At 39.5% G+C, this 18,323-nt stretch carries 14 protein-coding genes; 2 read left to right on the forward strand and 12 right to left on the reverse strand.

Annotated features, from left to right (window positions below; all coding sequences use genetic code 11):
* Positions 1-21: 21 nt before the first annotated feature.
* From FN960_RS06580 to FN960_RS06620, 9 genes are all read right to left on the reverse strand, one after another.
* The gene (locus tag FN960_RS06580) at positions 22-1,875 is read right to left on the reverse strand and encodes a BglG family transcription antiterminator (protein WP_143847897.1); all 1,854 of its coding nucleotides are present in this window, start codon (positions 1,873-1,875) and stop codon (positions 22-24) included.
* A 154-nt stretch (positions 1,876-2,029) separates the two neighbouring features.
* Positions 2,030-2,950 carry an aldo/keto reductase gene (locus FN960_RS06585; protein WP_438799796.1) on the reverse strand — a complete coding sequence of 307 codons (921 nt, stop codon included), beginning with the start codon at positions 2,948-2,950 and terminating at the stop codon, positions 2,030-2,032.
* 225 nt (positions 2,951-3,175) lie between these two features.
* Positions 3,176-3,946: a response regulator transcription factor gene (locus tag FN960_RS06590; protein WP_143847898.1), complete on the reverse strand. Its 771-nt coding sequence runs from the start codon at positions 3,944-3,946 to the stop codon at positions 3,176-3,178.
* A 6-nt stretch (positions 3,947-3,952) separates the two neighbouring features.
* Positions 3,953-5,617 (reverse strand): sensor histidine kinase, encoded by a 1,665-nt coding sequence (locus tag FN960_RS06595; protein ID WP_143847899.1) that lies wholly within the window; start codon positions 5,615-5,617, stop codon positions 3,953-3,955.
* A gap of 78 nt (positions 5,618-5,695) precedes the next feature.
* Positions 5,696-7,351 carry an ABC transporter permease gene (locus FN960_RS06600; RefSeq protein ID WP_143847900.1) on the reverse strand — a complete coding sequence of 552 codons (1,656 nt, stop codon included), beginning with the start codon at positions 7,349-7,351 and terminating at the stop codon, positions 5,696-5,698.
* A gap of 1 nt (position 7,352) precedes the next feature.
* Entirely contained in the window at positions 7,353-8,522 is a 1,170-nt protein-coding gene (locus FN960_RS06605) for an ABC transporter ATP-binding protein (protein WP_143847901.1), read from the reverse strand.
* Positions 8,522-9,541, reverse strand: a complete 1,020-nt coding sequence (locus FN960_RS06610; protein WP_143847902.1) for an extracellular solute-binding protein — start codon at positions 9,539-9,541, stop codon at positions 8,522-8,524. The genes FN960_RS06605 and FN960_RS06610 overlap by 1 nt, the downstream gene beginning before the upstream one ends.
* A gap of 215 nt (positions 9,542-9,756) precedes the next feature.
* Positions 9,757-10,596 (reverse strand): STAS domain-containing protein, encoded by an 840-nt coding sequence (locus tag FN960_RS06615; protein ID WP_260681948.1) that lies wholly within the window; start codon positions 10,594-10,596, stop codon positions 9,757-9,759.
* A 257-nt stretch (positions 10,597-10,853) separates the two neighbouring features.
* Positions 10,854-12,368: a malate:quinone oxidoreductase gene (locus tag FN960_RS06620; RefSeq protein WP_143847903.1), complete on the reverse strand. Its 1,515-nt coding sequence runs from the start codon at positions 12,366-12,368 to the stop codon at positions 10,854-10,856.
* A 247-nt stretch (positions 12,369-12,615) separates the two neighbouring features.
* Here FN960_RS06620 and FN960_RS06625 point away from each other — a divergent pair, with 247 nt between their 5' ends.
* Positions 12,616-13,776 (forward strand): MFS transporter, encoded by a 1,161-nt coding sequence (locus FN960_RS06625; protein WP_143847904.1) that lies wholly within the window; start codon positions 12,616-12,618, stop codon positions 13,774-13,776.
* Between the two features lie 67 nt (positions 13,777-13,843).
* Positions 13,844-14,560: a 3-ketoacyl-ACP reductase gene (locus FN960_RS06630; protein WP_143847905.1), complete on the forward strand. Its 717-nt coding sequence runs from the start codon at positions 13,844-13,846 to the stop codon at positions 14,558-14,560.
* Between the two features lie 32 nt (positions 14,561-14,592).
* Here the strand turns inward: FN960_RS06630 and FN960_RS06635 are convergent, their stop codons facing one another.
* From FN960_RS06635 to FN960_RS06645, 3 genes are read right to left on the reverse strand one after another with little or no spacing between them, the layout of a single operon-like run.
* Positions 14,593-15,366, reverse strand: coding sequence for an HAD-IIB family hydrolase (locus FN960_RS06635; RefSeq protein ID WP_185970947.1), 774 nt, complete (start codon positions 15,364-15,366; stop codon positions 14,593-14,595).
* A 4-nt stretch (positions 15,367-15,370) separates the two neighbouring features.
* On the reverse strand, positions 15,371-16,513 hold the full coding sequence (locus tag FN960_RS06640; protein ID WP_143847907.1) for an ABC transporter ATP-binding protein: 1,143 nt from the start codon (positions 16,511-16,513) through the stop codon (positions 15,371-15,373).
* A gap of 3 nt (positions 16,514-16,516) precedes the next feature.
* Positions 16,517-18,310: an ABC transporter permease gene (locus FN960_RS06645; RefSeq protein ID WP_260681955.1), complete on the reverse strand. Its 1,794-nt coding sequence runs from the start codon at positions 18,308-18,310 to the stop codon at positions 16,517-16,519.
* Between the last annotated feature and the right edge of the window lie 13 nt (positions 18,311-18,323).

Raw genomic sequence — 18,323 nt, forward strand, 5'->3', positions numbered from 1 at the left:
ATAAATCTCTCCTCTTCTTCATTAAATTTGATTCCAAATGGCCAGAAACTCTTCTTCATTCGTTGTATGGACAAGAGACCTTACACGTTCAATACTCTTGGTTTTTTGAAAAAACTCTGTAAACACGTATTCATTCCGCTCTACATCTGATGAGGGGATATAAATAATGACAAGCTGAACCTTTTCTGTTCCCCATTGAATGACATGATCGTTGACACCTATAACGACACGTTCCTTATACTCTTTCCTTTCAAAATATGGATGGGGAATCGCTACTAAGTTCCCGATAGAGGTATAGGACATGGTTTCTCTTTTCATAATGGGATCATAAAAAGTGTCTAGCTCACTAATTTCCAATAGATGCCGAATGGCTTTTTCAGGGCTTGTCTCATTTATCCAATAAATATCTGCTCGTTCAATAACCATATTTTGAGCTTCAAGAAAGAATCTTATCCTTTTAATATCCGCACTCTTAAAACTACTTTGGATGGAAACAACATTTGCATTGTTTTGAGCTGCCTCCGTTAAGTCCACACCTATATATAAATAGAAATCCGCAAATTCATATCCTGTCGAATACTTTTCAATCCCAACAATGTCTAATTCATCAAAGTAGGTTGTAATCTTTGAAGCCAGAAGCTCTGTACGCTCATACCCTCTTGTATAGAGTAGAATGGTTTTGCGCTTCTTTTTATCCTTTGACTGAATGATGACCTGGATGTGATAAGCCAGATAGGCAATTTCACTATCCTGTATCTCAACATGAAACTCTTTCTCTATTTGCAAAGCCAGATTTGAGGCTACGCTAAACGAAAAGAAATACTCTGCTTTTGTTTCTTTTACAAACGGATTATAGATCAGTAAATTGTGAGAAGCTGGATTTATAATTCGATAGATGTGATTAAGAATATTGTGCCTAAATCGATTCTTCGAATAGGTCGGCACATGATACACCTGTTCTACTTTACGTAGAATGTCTTCAATTCTTTTGACAATATCTGAATTGTGATTCGTGACGTCTTCTTTTTCCAGATCAAGCTGAAGCGACATGAGGTAATTGACTAAGAATACGACCTCATCCTCTGTAAAGCTTACATAGTCCTTTAATTGAGTACGAAAAGCTTGGGCCACTTCAAATTCCTTAAAGGATTTAAGATTATGAAGCTCATTGTTTTCTATCACAACAAACCGCTTCTGATTCATTTGATGGATCATAATAAGCAGTTGTACTGCTAGCTTTTTATACACCGTAAATTCAATGTTAAGCTGATACTCTATATTTAATTCATCCATTCGTTTAAAAACGTTTTCAATTGTTTCTGCATTGACCCATGAACGAAAATGATCAAAAACAAAATCCTTAAAGTTCTCTTTTTTAACGGGAATGGATGTAAAAAAACTCTCAAGTAACGTTCTTTTTTGAATCTCTGTTCCATTCAGCTTGATCCCTTTGAATACTCTTGTATTAATAGAAACGTCGATGCCTAAGGAATGGATATTCATCGTTAATCTTTGCATTCGACTTCGTATGGTTTGCGGTGAATAGAAAAAGGTTTCAGCTAATTCTTCATATGTTGTGTAATCATCACGGTTCATTAAATATTGGATGATTTCAAATTCAAGAATTGCTTCTTCAGGTTCTTTGTTAGTTAGATCAACCTCCTCTTGATTTCCAAGACTGTCATCAGTCACAATGGCGTATCCCTGCGGAGAGGAAATGATGACAATGTCACTGAAGTTTTCGTTAATATCCTTTATATAATTACGGATGGTTCGATCCGTAACATTTAACATGTCAGCAAGCGTTGCCGCTGATACGAAGCCTTGGTTTTGTTTTGATAGAAAGTCAATTAATTGTTTACGTTTTTCTTGCAAACGAACCACCACCTTTCTATATGTCCACTGTACGGCAGGGGATGTGAAAGCGCTATATCACTAGATTTTCCTACCTGTAGGAAAAAATTCACCTCTGTGATAAAAACATCTCAAGACAAAAAAAAAACAAACCCGTTAAGGTTTGTTTGTTGTCTTAAGGCACCATATTCCCCGCCGCCGCATAAAGCTCAAACCATTCCTGTCTCGTAAGCGGAATCTCTGATCCTGCCGCTGACTCTTGTAAGCGGGCTGCATTTGTTGTGCCAAGCACAACTTGAATATTAGCTGGGTGTCGTGTGATCCATGCCACAGCGATAGAAGTTGGAGTGACATCGTACTTCTTAGCGAGTCGCTCCAACACTTTGTTTAATTCTGGAAATCTTTCATTGTCACCAACAAATACTCCATCGAAGAATCCGGTTTGGAATGGCGACCATGCTTGCAAGGTAATGTCGTTTAAGCGACAGTATTCAAGTGTGCTGCTATCGCGATTTACAGCATTATCTGTATTCATGTTGAGTGATACGCCTGAGTCAATGAGTGGTGTATGAGCGATGCTAAGCTGCATTTGATTAACCACTAGCTTTTGCGTAAGACTCTTTTGTAGGAGTTCTATTTGTGTAGGGTTGTGATTGGATACTCCAAAGTAGCGAACCTTCCCTGAATGGTGTAGCTGGTCAAAGGCCTCTGCTACTTCATCTGGCTCCATAAGTGGATCAGGACGGTGCAGTAATAGGATATCTAGGTAATCTGTGTCTAACCTCTGCAGAATTCCGTCTACCGAGGAAAGGATGTGTTCTTTAGAGAAATCGTAATAGCCTTTTCTTATCCCACATTTACTTTGCAGAATTATTTTTTCCCGTATACTTTCATTTCCAGAAAGCGCTTTCGAGAAATGTTCTTCACAGCTACCCCCACCATATATATCTGCATGGTCAAACACATTAATACCCGCTTCAAGCGCTGTATATATTAACCCTTCCGTTTCCTTTACAGACAAATTATTAATACGCATATTGCCCATTATAATATTGGATACATTCAAATCCGTTCCTACTAAATCAATTTTTTTCAAGTCACTTCCTCCTTAAGATAAAAGTTAAATGTAACAACAGCTTACTAAAATGAATCGAGCCTGTATACTTTTATCCCTTTTTGGCGAGTTTTTAAACAAAGGAAAGGTTGCACCTACGACTTGTGTTAGCTGAAAATAGAAATATAAAGGAATTTGATGAACGATATCTCTACACTAAAATGGTCAGCATTCCCCGGGCATGACTCTTTCAAACCATGCTCTCTTTTACATCGAATCCTTCAAAAACTGCTTTGGCGACATGCCAATGTATTTCTTAAACACATGGCTAAAATATTTGTAGTCACTAAAGCCTGTTGTTTCAGCCACTTCATAGACGAGCACCTTTTCATTTTGTAGCTTATCAAGTGCTTTTGTAATTCGGTATCTTGTGAGAAATTCGTTAAAGCTATAACCTGTTGCTTCTTTAAGCTTTGTGTTCATACTCACAGTAGAAAGACCCACTTCCTCACTTAGCATAACGAGGGTAATCTTTTGATCATAGTACCTTTTAATAAAACGAACGGCCTCTGCGGCATAAGTCGCTTCTCCATCTGATGCTACGTTAAAAGAAAGTAAATCCTTCATCACATTGGACTGTTGTTTTTCATTCTCTTGTTGCTTATGCTCTTTAATTTCGATTGATAGTCGTTTTAAGGACTCAGCTAATTCATTTAAATCAATTGGTTTTAGGAGGTAATCACGAACCCCAAGACTAATTGCTTGTTGAGCATAGTTAAATTCGCCATACCCTGAAAGAATGATTGCTTCATATTGATAAATTTCCTTTGTCTCCTTAAGCATCTCAAGCCCATCCTTGAAGGGCATACGAATGTCAGTGATCACAATATCGGGATTGGTCTCAGCGATAAGTTGAGCGCCTTTTACTCCATTTTCTGCAGTTCCAGCAACCACACAGCCGCTATGAAGCCAATCCATGCGATATAAAAGTCCTTTTAATATAATTGGCTCATCCTCAATCAGTACGACCTTTAACATTCCTTCTCACCCCTTATATGGAATTCGCAAAGAAATAACCGTTCCTTCTTTAGGTTTCGTTTGTATCTCAAGCCCATACTCCTTACCATACAAAAGCTGAATGAGTTGATGCGTATTTTTTAGTCCGGTATGCTCTGTTTCTTGTATATCACCCGCTATAATAGACTGGATATTTATGAGTCTGGACAATTCTATTCCTAACCCATCGTCGCTCACTCGGATAAGCATTGTATCTTCTTCAAGCAACTGAATATCTAGTTCTATAGATAGGCTGCCCACTTCATTAATGTTGTGCTTAATCGCATTCTCTATTAAAGGCTGAATCATGAGCTTCGGAATGTTAGCCTGAGACAATCGAGGTTCAATTGATATCGAATACTCAAGCCTTTTTCCATAACGCATCAATTGCAGAGAAAAATAATCTTCAAGATAGTCCAGGTCTTTTCCAAGCGGTACGGTCGTATCACCAAAGTTTGAATTATATCGCATCAGCTTTGCTGTTTTAATAATCATCGTTGAAGCATTTTCAGGGTCAGCCAATGTCTCATATTTAATCATCTCTAATACATTAAATAGAAAATGAGGATTAAATTTTGCTTCTAAATGCTTTAGCTCACTCAAGCGCTTTTTCTCCATTATCTCTTGGTTCTGATCCACAAGCATTTGGATTTCATTAATTTTACTTTTGTATTCTTCATAAATCATTTGTACCTCATCATACATAAGCTCCGTTTGAAAGTGCTGATTGTGATTTTTTGTAGATATCATGCTAACCAATGCATCAAATGGCTGTAAGGACTTCTTAAGAATCTTAGGAGTGGCTAACCACACCACCGTCATAATAATAAAGCTACTAACAACCATCGTTAGAATGCCGTACAGTAATAACAAACGAAAGACATTAATCGAGGTCAGTGTAACCACCTTAGATTGATTCTCTTCTATAACGGTTTGTGTTTGATAGAAATAATCTCCCACATGAGGAATCAGCTTAGCATCGCTTTCAAGATGAAGCTTACCAAGAGGGCTAAGTGGAAATGAGTGATTATAAAAAATCACATTGTCATATGGATCGGTTACAAAGATCAGTTGATTGTTTAGTGGTTGAAGCTGGTTTTCTAGAAAAAATAATAAATAGCCTACTATCTTCTCATCGTCCTTTAAAGCAATAGCAAAAACGTAGGAAGCGTCATGATTCACATCTTGTATACGCTTAGTTAATCTCTCTTCCACCATTCCAATAGCCGCTGCTTTTTGAATGAACGGATGTAGGCGCTTACTTTCGTTGAGTTCTTGTTCTACCCCATCATAGTAACTAGTAGCTACAATCTCTTCTTCACCATTTACTAAGACAAAATCAGCATACATTTGACGTTGATTACGAAAGTCATACAGTATTCGATTCACCCCACTTGGCTCCTCCTCACCAGAGAGAAACCGACGAATGGATTCATCTTGCGCTAGAGCTACCATACCGGTTCGATATTCATCGAAACCGACCTGAACCTCTGAAGCTACTTGTTCATTTATCTTCTGATTCGGGTGAACAATCGTTAAATTAAATACAAGATACAATGAGAGCAAATAGACGATGAGTATAACTGCTATGATTACGACGGCATATTTGATAAAAGAACGTTTAATATCATCCTTCATTTTTCTACTCGCCATATGTGCCAACTCCACTACACACAGTTTTAAAAATAGGGCTACCTCGATCCTTGATCTAAAGGCAGCCCACTCTGCTTTTTATAAATTCATTTCCTTTTTGCCCGTTAGCTTAAAAAACAACAACAGGGAAAGGATTGATGTAACGGTTAAAATAGCTGAATAAGCGGAAGCATTTCCGAAATTTCCACGAATAACCTCCGAATAAATAGATACAGCTAACGTTTGTGTACGGCTTGAATAAAGAATGATTGAAGCACTTAATTCTCCAAGGATGGTAATCCAGCTCATAATCGCACCGGCTAACACACCTGGCATCATCATTGGAACAATGACTTTAAAGAATGTTCTTTTTTCAGAGGCACCTAAGCTAATCGCAGCTTCCTCCATGCTAGGACTTATCTGACTCACAATGGCTGTACTTGAACGGATCGTATATGGCATTCGACGAATAACAAAGGCCAAAATCATAATGAAGGCTGTACCCGTCCAGAAAAACGGAGAGTCATTAAAAGCAAAGACCAATGCTATACCCAATACAGAACCCGGGATAACAAACGGTAGCATGGAGATCGTATCAAGCAATGACGTAATCATATTTCGTTTACGCACCGTTAAATACGCAATAAAGATTCCTAACAATACAATGATAACGATTGCAAATAACCCTAGCTTATACGTGTTTAAGATCATCGATAAATCTCGATTAAACAAGATTGTTTCATAATTTTGTAAAGAGAAACGTCCTGTATATACCTGTCCACCTGTTGTTTCTAAGAAAGACGTGTACACAACGACTAGCTGCGGCAGAATGGATAGAAGCGCGATGACATATACAATGCCATGACTGAGCACGTTTTTAATACCATAGCTACGCTTAACTTCCATTGGCTTTAGAGCAGACATTGAATAAGAATACTGACGTGAAATAATACGTTGAACAAGGAATAAAGCAATCGTGACGATAATAAAGATTGCGGCAATAGCTGCGGCAAATCCTGCATCCCCACCAACCTCACTCATAAATTGAGTATATATTAAAACGGGGATGGTCCGATACCCTTCTCCGATAAGCATTGGCGTACCAAAATCTGCAATGACTCGCATAAATACCAGTAAGGAGCTTGCAAGAATCGTTGGTGTTATTAAAGGGACCACGATTTTCATTACGCGTTGAATTCCAGAATAACCAAGACTTTCCGCTGCTTCTATTAAAGAATTGTCTAAGTTTTTGAGTGCACCCGAAATGTAAATAAAGATTAACGGGAATGATTGAAGTGTTAACACAAGGACAATTCCAGCAAATCCATAAATACCATCATAATTTAAATTAAATGTATCATTGATAAATTTAGTGATGACTCCACCTCTACCTAATAACTGAATCCACGCATAGGCTCCAATAAAGGGTGGTGAAATATAAGAAACAATGATCAGAATTTGAATCGTCTTGCTTCCTAAGATTTTTACTCGTCTTAGGATGTAGGCAAGTGGCAAGCCAATGATAACTGCAAGCAGAGTACTAACAATGGTTACTTTAATACTGTTCCAAAGTGTTACCCAGTAGAATTTACGTTCAAAGAAATGGGCAAAATGCTGTAAGGTAAATGTGCCTGACCCAGAATCGTAGATACTTTTATTTAACACAAGAATAACGGGAAATAAGATAAATAAAGCGAAAAATAGCATAATAAATAATGTGATCAGGTTCCATCCATTCAGGCTTTTTCGAAGCATATTACTCACCTGCCTTAATCAGTGTCATCTCACTTGTCGCATCAAATACATTGATTAACCTAGGTTTCACCTTTACGTTCACCGATGTACCTTCAGGAATGATTGAGTGATCTTCAATATTCTGTACGACCTCTACAGATTCACCTGTCTTTAACGTAATAAAGTAATGCGTGTTGATTCCTAAGAACATGGTTTTATCTACAACACCAGAGATTGCATTGGCATCCTTGCTAACGACAAACTCTTGAGGTCTTACAGAAACAACAACCTGTTGTCCATCCGTCACAGTGTCCAGAAGATGATCCATTCTCTCGCTATATCCATCATTAAAGACAACAAAGGTTCCATCCTGTTGCTTTTGTACCGTTCCTTTAATTAAGTTTGAAGTACCAATGAACTGTGCAACGAATACATTATTTGGGCGTAAATAGATATTCTCCGGTTTCCCAATTTGTTGAATAATCCCCTTGTTCATGACGGCAATCCGGTCGGAAATAGCTAATGCCTCTTCCTGATCGTGAGTTACATAAACAGTCGTAATACCAACCTTTTGCTGAATATCCTTAATCGCATTACGCATCTCTACACGAAGCTTTGCATCCAAATTGGAAAGTGGCTCATCCATTAAGAGTACTTTAGGGTTTATAACTAAAGCACGAGCAAGCGCAACCCGTTGCTGCTGTCCACCAGAAAGCTTATCTGGCTTCTTAGCATGATGATCCTCAATTCGAACCACCTTCATGATCTCATTAATTCGATTCTGCATATCCTTCTTCCCTTGATTCTGAGCCTTCAGTCCAAACGCAATATTCTCCTCTACGGTCATATGTGGAAAAATCGCGTAGTTTTGAAAAACCATGCCCATTTTACGTTTATTAACGGGGATCGTATTGATGACTTGATCATCTAACTTAATTGCTCCACCTTCAATCGAGTTAAACCCGATAATCATTCGTAGCAAGGTCGTTTTTCCACATCCTGATGGCCCCAGCAATGTAAATAGCTCACCCGGTTTAATTTCTAAAGATAACCCGTCAATTACTGTATGGTCCTCGTATTTCTTTACTACCTTTTCAATGTGAATAGCTACACTCATGGTTGATCTCTCCTTTACCTTCTGATAAAAAATAGATATGCAGAGCGAATGATGTACTCTGCATATCCAGCTCATTAATTCATTGTTTGCTCAAGCACATCTACATAACGAGCGGTAATTTCATCCGTATGCTCGATAATATAATCCTCATCGTATTCCTCAAATAAGGAAATTTCATCCTGAGGAGTCATATAATCCGCGACCTCAACACCCTCTCGAAGTGGACGGACGGTTAATTCCATTCCCGTGCGACTTTGGACTTCCTCAGATAATACATAGTCTATAAATTTCTGTGCACCTTCTAAATTATCCGTGCCTTTAATAATCTGAACCGATTGACCAGGATACACGACACCTTCCGTTGGGAACACGACATCAACTGCTGCTCCACTTTGCATATAGTGAATGACCGGATCCTCCCATGTCAGTCCAACCACATACTCTCCATCAGCGACTCCTCGGTGAACTTGGCCAGAGCTACCTTGAACCTTGCCATTAAGATTAGCTAAAAATTCTTCAACAAAGTCCCATGCCTCATCTGCCAGTGGGTCTCCCTCTCCAGCCGCATACAGCATTGCCACCAATGATTGAAAAGCAGAGCTTGAGTTGACAGGGTCTCCAAAAGCGATTCGCCCTTTTAACTCAGGATTTAAAAGGTCTTCAAAACTATCTATTTGAATATCACCAGCAAGATCTGTGTTAACGATAAATACCGTTGGATCTGAAAAGGCTGGTGAGAAAAAGCCAGTTGTGTTCTTAAAGCCTTCCATCATGAATTCATCTTCTGGAGAAACATACTCCTCAAACAAATCCGTCTTATCATGTAGCATCGTTACGTCCGCTGCCCAGAGAATGTCCCCTTGTGGATTGTTACGCTCCGACTCCACACGCGTGACCACCTCACCCGTGCCTGCTGAAATCGTTTGAACCTTAATCCCTGTTTCCTTCTCGAAGTTTGGAATAACCGCTTCATTTAAGTTCTCGCTTCGAGTCGTATAAATAACAAGCTCACCTTCATCTGAGCCTGACCCGCCACAACCTGTCATCACCACTGCAGCTCCCGCTGTTAAAACCATATATTTAAGCGCTTTCATAATGAACCCTCCTCTTTACTTGCTAGCTTTATCTTATAGCAGCAATCAAAAAGTCGTAATCCTAAAATTGATAAAATGTATCTGATATTTGTATGAATTTGTATGAATAATGACATTTCCACCTATTCCTATATAGGAAAAATAAAAAAACAGCCATCGAGTGGCTGTTCGTTAGAATGATTATGTCCTTTAAATGTGTAATCGCTTTCCATTAATTATCCTATTTCAATGGTTGTAAAATCAAGATTTGCTAATGCTTGTGCAATTGATGAATATACCTTGTAACCTTTGAAGTCTATACCCAATTGAATGGACGTTTGTGCAATCTCAGGACGAACCCCAGATAGCGAAGTTTGAGTTCCGACCAATTTTAGTCCATTAATTAATTGAAAAAGCTGATTTGCTACTTGAGTATCAATGATTGGCACACCGGACAAATCTAACAGCAAACAGTGCACCCTTTGCTCTGCACAAAAATTAATTGTATTTGTAAATATAACTTTTGCTCGATGAGTATCAATCTCACCTACTAAAGGTAATAAAGAAATTTGATCATTTAAATGAATGATTGGGGAACTTAATTCTGTTATTAATTCACTTTGTGCATGAATAATTTGTTTAGATTTGATTTGCTTCTTTAAGCTAAATTGCACAACAATCTGTCTAAATGTCTCTGTGATTCTATCTATACTAATACCGTAATCTTCAAATGTGTGGTCTGCTCCATATATTGCAAAAAAGGATTTTACTCGATCTAAGTAAATTTGCTGGTTTCTCAGAAATTCATCTATAATCTCAGGTAATGGAGTCTCTAAATGACCTTGATCTGAGGTAACCTCTTCAATCCATTTATGAAAAGAATCTTCTCCAAACTCTTTTTCATCATTAAAGATTTCAATAAAAATCTCATGAAACTGATAATTTAGATCTTTAAGTGTTTCAACCTCACTAGAATTATCCGAGCTATAAACCCCACTTTTGTTTTTATCCAAACCATTATACCACTCTTCAGTTAATGAACAGAGATTATTTTTTAAATATTCGTAAAATTTCATTGTAATAGCATTCTCCTTGTTAGATTCATTGTAGTATAGGTTTTTTTGAAGCACAGAATGTATAAATGAACAGACAAATAAAGCAATGATCCTAAGCAACCTTTCTCCTATTACCCTATTAAACATTTTTTAAGCATGTTTTTTTAATATAATGATAGAAATGCAAAAAAACATGGCTAATCTGTGACCAAATGCAAAGGGAATAAGCATTTGCAGCAAAAAAAGCAGACACCGTTTGTCTGCTTTTTAAACTTTATTTATGCTTGTTTAAGAAGAGTAGATTTTTCCTTTACCTCTTCTAGTCCTAACACTTCTGCTGATGTCGTGTGAACATGATCAAGCAGCTTCTGATTTTCCATTAACGTCTGTCCATATGATGGCACCATTTCTTTAATTTTCGGCTCCCATTTAGCCATATTTTCAGGAAAGCATCGTTCGAGCACCTCAAGCATTACTTGCACGGCAGTCGACGCGCCTGGAGAAGCCCCTAAAAGCGCGGCAATGGATCCATCCTCTGCACTTATGACCTCTGTTCCAAACTGAAGTGTCCCTTTTCCTGCATCTGTATCTCTAATAACTTGCACGCGTTGACCTGCGACTACTAAATCCCAATCCTCAGTCTTTGCATTTGGAATAAATTCGCGTAGCTCTTGCATACGTTGTTCCTTAGAGAGCATCACCTGCTGTATTAAATACTTTGTCAGCGACATGTTTTTAGCACCTGCGGCAAGCATGGTTACTAGGTTATCTGCTTTTACTGAGGTGAAAAGATCTAAGACAGAGCCATGTTTCAGGAATTTTGGTGAGAAACCGGCAAAGGGTCCAAATAAAAGCATCTTTTGATTATTAATAAATCGTGTATCCAAGTGCGGAACCGACATCGGTGGCGCGCCGACCTTGGCTTTTCCATACACCTTGGCGTGGTGCTGCTCGACCACAGCTGGATTATTACAAGACATAAAGATGCCGCTTACCGGAAATCCACCAATATGCTTGCCTTCAGGAATGCCTGACTTTTGCAGTAGATGAAGACTTCCACCACCCCCGCCAATAAAAACAAACTTGGCTGTGTGACTAGCTATTTTACCGCTTTCAAGATTTCGAACCTTGACTTCCCACAAGCCGTTATCGGTACGCTTCATGTCCGTAACCGCATGATTATAGTGCATATTAACGCCTTCATCAACTAGATAATCAAACATCTTATGAGTTAATGCACCAAAATTCACATCGGTACCAGTATCAATTTTGGTTGCTGCGATATTATCGCCAGCTGGGCGATCCTTCATCATAAGTGGGATCCATTCCAGTAATGTCTCTGGATCATCTGAGAATTCCATCCCCTTAAAGAGAGGGTTGTCTGAAAGCGCTTTAAAGCGTCTTTGTAAAAAATCTACATTTGCTTCTCCTTGAACCATGCTCATATGAGGCAATGCTTTTATAAATTCCTGAGGTGAATCAATTAACTTTTGTTTAACGAGATAAGACCAGAATTGCATGGACACTTGAAATTGCTCGTTAATCTTAATCGCTTTACTAATATCGACCGTTCCATCCGGCTTTTCGACGGTATAATTAAGCTCACAAAGGGCCGCATGTCCCGTTCCTGCATTATTCCATTCATTGGAGCTTTCTTCACCTGCTCGAGAAAGCTTCTCAAAAACCGTCATGTTCCAATTAGGTGCTAATTGCTTTAAAATCACGCCTAGTGTTGAGCTCATGACACCAGCACCAATCAATATAACGTCCGTATCATGTTGTGTGTTCGTCATATAGTTTCAGTCCTTATTTATTAAAATTCGCAGAGAGGTTTTAAGTATGTTTGCTATATTACATTGTAGCACTATTATTATGAATTTAAAATAACTCCCGATTTTTTACATAAGAAATATTTACCTAAGCATTGTACGTATAGATATTCCAAGCGTTTTCATTCGATAAGAAAGATTGACTTGAAGTACACTTTAACCATTATAATCATTTTCATACAAGGCTGGCTACTAGGGAGAGAGGGTCATCATGGAGCGATTATGGACCAAATCATTTATCTTACTGACAATTGGACTATTTTTCTTGTTTACTGCTTTTTATATGCTCTTTCCAACATTGCCGCTTTTTATTGTTGAAATTGGTGGAAATGAGTCGCATGCTGGCTTAGCAATGGGTGCGTTTATGCTCACCGCTGTTCTATTCCGCCCCTTTATTGGCGGATTAATTGATCAATACGGAAGACGTGTTTTTCTTATTGCCGGTGTACTCCTCTTTGCGCTCTCGATGTTCTCTTATCAATTCGTTGGTGGCATCGTCGCATTGATTTTATTAAGAGTTCTTCATGGCTTGAGCTGGGGCATGTCAACAACGGCATTCCTCACTTCACTAACGGATATTATTCCCGTAAAAAGAAGAGGAGAAGGACTAGGATGGTCGGGCATGGCGATGACTTTGGCCATGGGTGTTGGACCCATGATTGGCATTTCGATCGCTCAAAATTCCTCCTATCAAGTGATGTTCCTCGTAGGCTGTGCGTTAGGTATCCTTGCGCTATTGTTAACACTTGTAATAAACATTCCTTTCACTGCACAAAAGGGAACGCTACGCATTGTATTCTTTGAGAAATCATTAACTTCTGTGATGTTGACCACTTTTTTGTTTTTTATCTCGTATGGAGGCATTACTACGTTTATTCCTCTTTATTCTGCGTCTATTGGGTTTAACTCAGGAACGTTCTTTCTTATATATGCTGCTACGTTAATTATTTCTCGGCCCTTATCAGGCAGACTAGCTGACAAATATGGATATGCCATCGTTGTTATTCCTGCCATTTGTACAACCATCCTTTCCTTAATTGTATTGGGCCTATTTACTAATCCACTCGGTATCATTCTGTCGGCTGTTCTATATGGGATTGGGTTTGGCTCCACCCAACCTGCTCTGCAAGCTGCGGCCATTCGTCTTGTTGCCCCCAACCGAACAGGTGTAGCAAATGCTTCATTTACGACGGCTGCTGATTTTGGGATTGGTCTAGGTGCAATCATTCTTGGACTTTTGGCCCCTTACACGGATTATTCCACTATGTTTATCATTAGTGCTATGTCAGTAGGAGCCGCTTTGTGCGTGTTTATTTTTCTTGTGAGAAAATCACTCGCTATCCAAACTCAATCTAGCATGACTTCTTCATAAACAGTTTGTTCGCTTCATCTTACTCTTTTAGATAAAATAAAATCATCTCATCTAAAGGAGTGGACGTATGCAATCAATTACAGGAAAAATAGCATTAATTACCGGAGCAGGTCGTGGCATTGGCAGAGCAACAGCCGAAGCATTTGCGAAGGAAGGTATTCATGTCGGATTAATTGGCCGAACGATCGAAAACCTTCAAAAAGTTCAAGAGGAGTTAAAGCAATATGATGTAAAAACTGCCATTGCCTCAGCAGATATCGCTGACTTAGATTCCATCACAGCAGCCGTTGAATCTATTCGTGGGGAGCTTGGTCCCATTGATATTCTTGTGAATAATGCTGGCATCTCAAAATTCGGTGGCTTTATGGACCTAACACCCGAAGAATGGACCAACATCATTGATGTGAATGTAAAAGGAGTTTATTACACAACACGTGCCGTACTACCGGAAATGATTGAGCGAAATACAGGTGATATTATTAATATTTCTTCAACTGCCGGTCAAAAAGGTGCGCCTATTACAAGTGCTTATACAGCATCTAAAGCAGCTGTGATTGGATTAAGCGAGTCATTAATGATGGAGGTTCGTAAGAAGAACATTCGTGTCACAACCCTTACACCAAGCACTGTTGCTACAGATATGGCAAAAGAGCTTAATCTGACTGATGGCAACCCGGATAAAGTGATGCAGCCAGAGGATTTAGCAGACGTCATGGTCGCTAACTTGAAGCTTCATCCGCGAGTTGTACTTAAAACAGCAGGGATTTGGTCGAATAATCCATAAGAAGAAAAAGGAGAAGCTGAGTAGTTACTTGATCAGCTTCTCCTTTTTATGTTGCAATATGCGTGAATAATGGCAGCAATGGCATGCTCCTCATGATGAATTGTGATCTCTGATGCGATGGCTTTTAAAGCTTCATGGGCATTTCCTACTGCATATCCATAATCCGCCTCTATCAGCATGGAGGAATCGTTGAGCTGATCTCCTACAGCGGTTATATAGGACCCCGCAAATATTTGCATCTGCCTTAATTCTTGCAGTGCTCGCCCCTTTGAAATACCGGTTGGCAGGAGTTCTAAATAGGTGGAGTCGGACTGTACATACTCGGGAAGTAGCTCACCTACAGCCTGCTGCGCATCTATAATTTCCTCACCGATTACAAGAAGCTTATTCAGCTTAGAGGGACTAGTGAGACATTCCTCGCATTGTACATTGTCTTTTTGTTCATATTGTAATATCAATTCGTTTCGATAAGGCACAATGATTCGATCTCCAATATAGCCAAGCACTGCCACTCGCTCCGATCTTAGCTTCCATAACCGATCAATCTCTTGATCTCTATCTGTAAGCAAATAGGTGCGAAGCATTTGCTTGTCCTTTGGGCAATAAATACAGGTCCCATTGCCAAGGATGACAGGATTTTGGATATCAAGCTTATGAATAAACGGTAGAGCAGAAGGCAGCAGGCGCCCAGTGGCTATCGTAAATTTCCCACCACTCACTTCAAACGCCTTAATCGCTTCTTTGTTTTCCTGACTAATCTGTTGGTTTCTATTAAGCAAGGTGCCATCTAAGTCTGAAATAAGCACCTGCTTACACATAGACATGTAAGTCCGTTTGATGGCTTTGCTCTAGAACGTGATTGACACGTGCACCCGTAGCACGATCATAGATGTTTAGCCCCTCTGCTTTTACTTTGATATATACAGTGCTATCGGGTAAATAGTTCCCCACTCCAATTTCTTTAGCCAACAACAGCGACTCTCCACATCGAATGTGGACAATAGTTTCCGAACCAGCTGGTAAAACGGTTTTAATTGTGCCTGTCACAGCATTCTTTAACGGGGTTTTCGATATGCTTATATCCTCTGGACGAACAGTTAAGACCACGTCCTCCACCAACTCAGACACCCACTGTTTACTCATCTCAATCTTCCCGAGATCAGACTGTATTTGCACCGTAGTCTGACCATGCTCTTTGCATGTAGCATCTAAAAAGTTGTTAGCGGGGTTTCCTATAAACTGAGCCACTGTGAGATGATTCGGATATTGATAGAGCTGAATGGGTTTATCCACCTGTAAAATCCGTCCCTCTGAAAACACAGCGATTTTTGTAGACATTGTCATCGCTTCTATCTGATCATGGGTCACATAAATCATGGTTGTTTTTAATTCATGATGCAATCGTTTTAATTCTGCACGCATCTCTACTCGTAGCTTTGCATCAAGATTTGATAAGGGTTCGTCTAATAGGAGGATTTTAGGCTCTGTTACAATAGCGCGAGCAATAGCCACACGCTGCTGTTGTCCACCTGATAATTCAGAAGGGTATCGGTCCTTGTAGGTTAAAATTTGCAACTTCTCAAGAGATATCTCTACTTTCCTCTGAATCTCTTTTTTATTTAGCTTGCGCCCTTCCAGCCCAAAAGAAACATTCTCGAACACTGTCATATGTGGCCATAACGCATAGTTTTGAAAGACTAGGTTTAATTGACGCTCAGCTGGAGGAGCAAAAATATGAGCTTTGCCGTCAGCAACAATCTTGTCACCGATTACGATAATGCCTTCCTCTTGCGTCTCAAGACCAGCAAGCAAGCGAAGAGTGGTTGTTTTTCCACAGCCAGAGGGTCCAAGAAAGGTCATAAAATCCCCTTCTTCAATTTCTAGGTTTATGTCCTTTAACACGTGTTGCTTATCAAAATACTTGTTGAGACCTTGCAATGTAATGAATGCCATGTCTTACCCCCCAATTCCTTTTGTAAAATCGATCTTTCCTAATTTACTGGCTATATAATAGGTGATCAAAATAATGACGACAATGATCAGCATTAAGGCGTTGGCGTATTGCTGGAACCCTGACTCAGCATACTTAAACATAAGCGTAGGCAGCGTATTATTTTCTGGCGTAATTAATAGAATGATTAAGTCTAATTCTTTAATGACACTAATAAAGAGCAACAAAAAGACGGAGAAGAGTGTTTTTTTACTTAATGGAAGTAAGATTTTAGAGAATCGCCTAAACCAAGAAGCTCCCTGCACATATGCTGCTTCCTCAAGCTCTCCACCAATTTGATGCATCGTGCTTGCGCCGGAGCGAGTCGCTATCGGCAGCTCATTTACTACGCAGATTAAGATAATAAGCGTAAGTGTTCCGTATAATCCCGGTAACAGCCAGCTTGGTGTGGCGAACATGGATAAATAAATAGCAGAAAAAGCAATGCCTGGAATCAAATAAGGCAGATAGCTGAGCTGTTCAATCGAGCGTCCATCAAAGCGATTTCTGCGCTTTGAGATAATGTAACCAAACACTATCCCCATTAAGGCTGCAATGCTTGCTGCCACAAAGGAAATTTTCAATGAATTTCCTATCGCAGAAAAGAGGGCATCATTTTTTAGCACGCCTACCTCACCTGAAGCAATCGCAGGATTAGATTCACCTAACCAGAAATGAAGCGTAAAGTTATCGAATGAAAATTGGCTATTTGTCATCATAAAGGTCTGCAGAGTTAATACAACAAGAGGGACTGCTGATACAGCGCCCATGCCCCCTAGTACGATCCATGTTAATGGACGACGCCATCTCTTGAGAGAATAAAGGTGTTTACGAGAATCTTTGCCTGTAATCGTAGCAAAGCTCTTTCGTTTGCCAACTGCTTTCTGATTAAAGAAGATTAGGAGAGCACATACCATAAGTAGGACAATACATAAGACATAGGCTTCTGAAACCATACGGTTTTGAATGCTAGAGTGAAGCATCGTTGCGATCGTGTAATATTTAGTAGGTAGTCCTAAGAAGGCGGGTACACTAAAAGAGCCTAAGGATTTAGAAAAGGTCAAAATAAAAGCGGATGAGATGGCCGGAATAATAAGTGGCAAGGTAATCTTGCGAATGGTTCTGGCACTACTTGCTCCCAATATACGAGCGGACTCTTCTAAACTAGCATTTACCGCTCCTAAGGCGACCGATAATAACAAAAAGAAAAAGGTAAAATAATTTAAAGTCATGGTTAAGACAATCGGGACAAAGCCATAGGCTAGCCAATCAGGTGGACTTATTTGAAACAGGGAATAAAATAGACCCTGTCCCCCACCTATTCGATCATTTTTGAACACCGACATCCAAGCAAAAGCCATGACCCAAGACGGTAGCATATAAGGAATAATCGCTAGCATCGTAACCGATTTTTTATAACGAAAATCTGTCCGCATGACTAACCAGGCAAGCCCTCCACCTAACAAAAATGAAAGCACAGACACGCTTAATCCGATGGATAGGGAGTGCATTAACGGTCTATAAAAGATTGATTGACTGATACTTCCTGAGAATACGTTCAGCCAGTTTTGAATGGTAAACCCTGTCCCATCGGAGCGGGCATCCTCCTGAAAGCTTTCCAGGAGAATTTGTCCAATGGGGAACGCCACCATATATAGAAGAAAAAGAAGAGCAAGCGCAGACATGAGATAAACTGGGTTTGTAAGGACTTGTATCAGTCTATTCACGACTGGAATACGTGAGTGAAAACTAGTAATCATCTTCACGGGAAGG

This window comes from Alkalicoccobacillus porphyridii, from assembly GCF_007293315.1.
Classification (GTDB): Bacteria; Bacillota; Bacilli; order Bacillales; family Bacillaceae_D; genus Alkalicoccobacillus; species Alkalicoccobacillus porphyridii.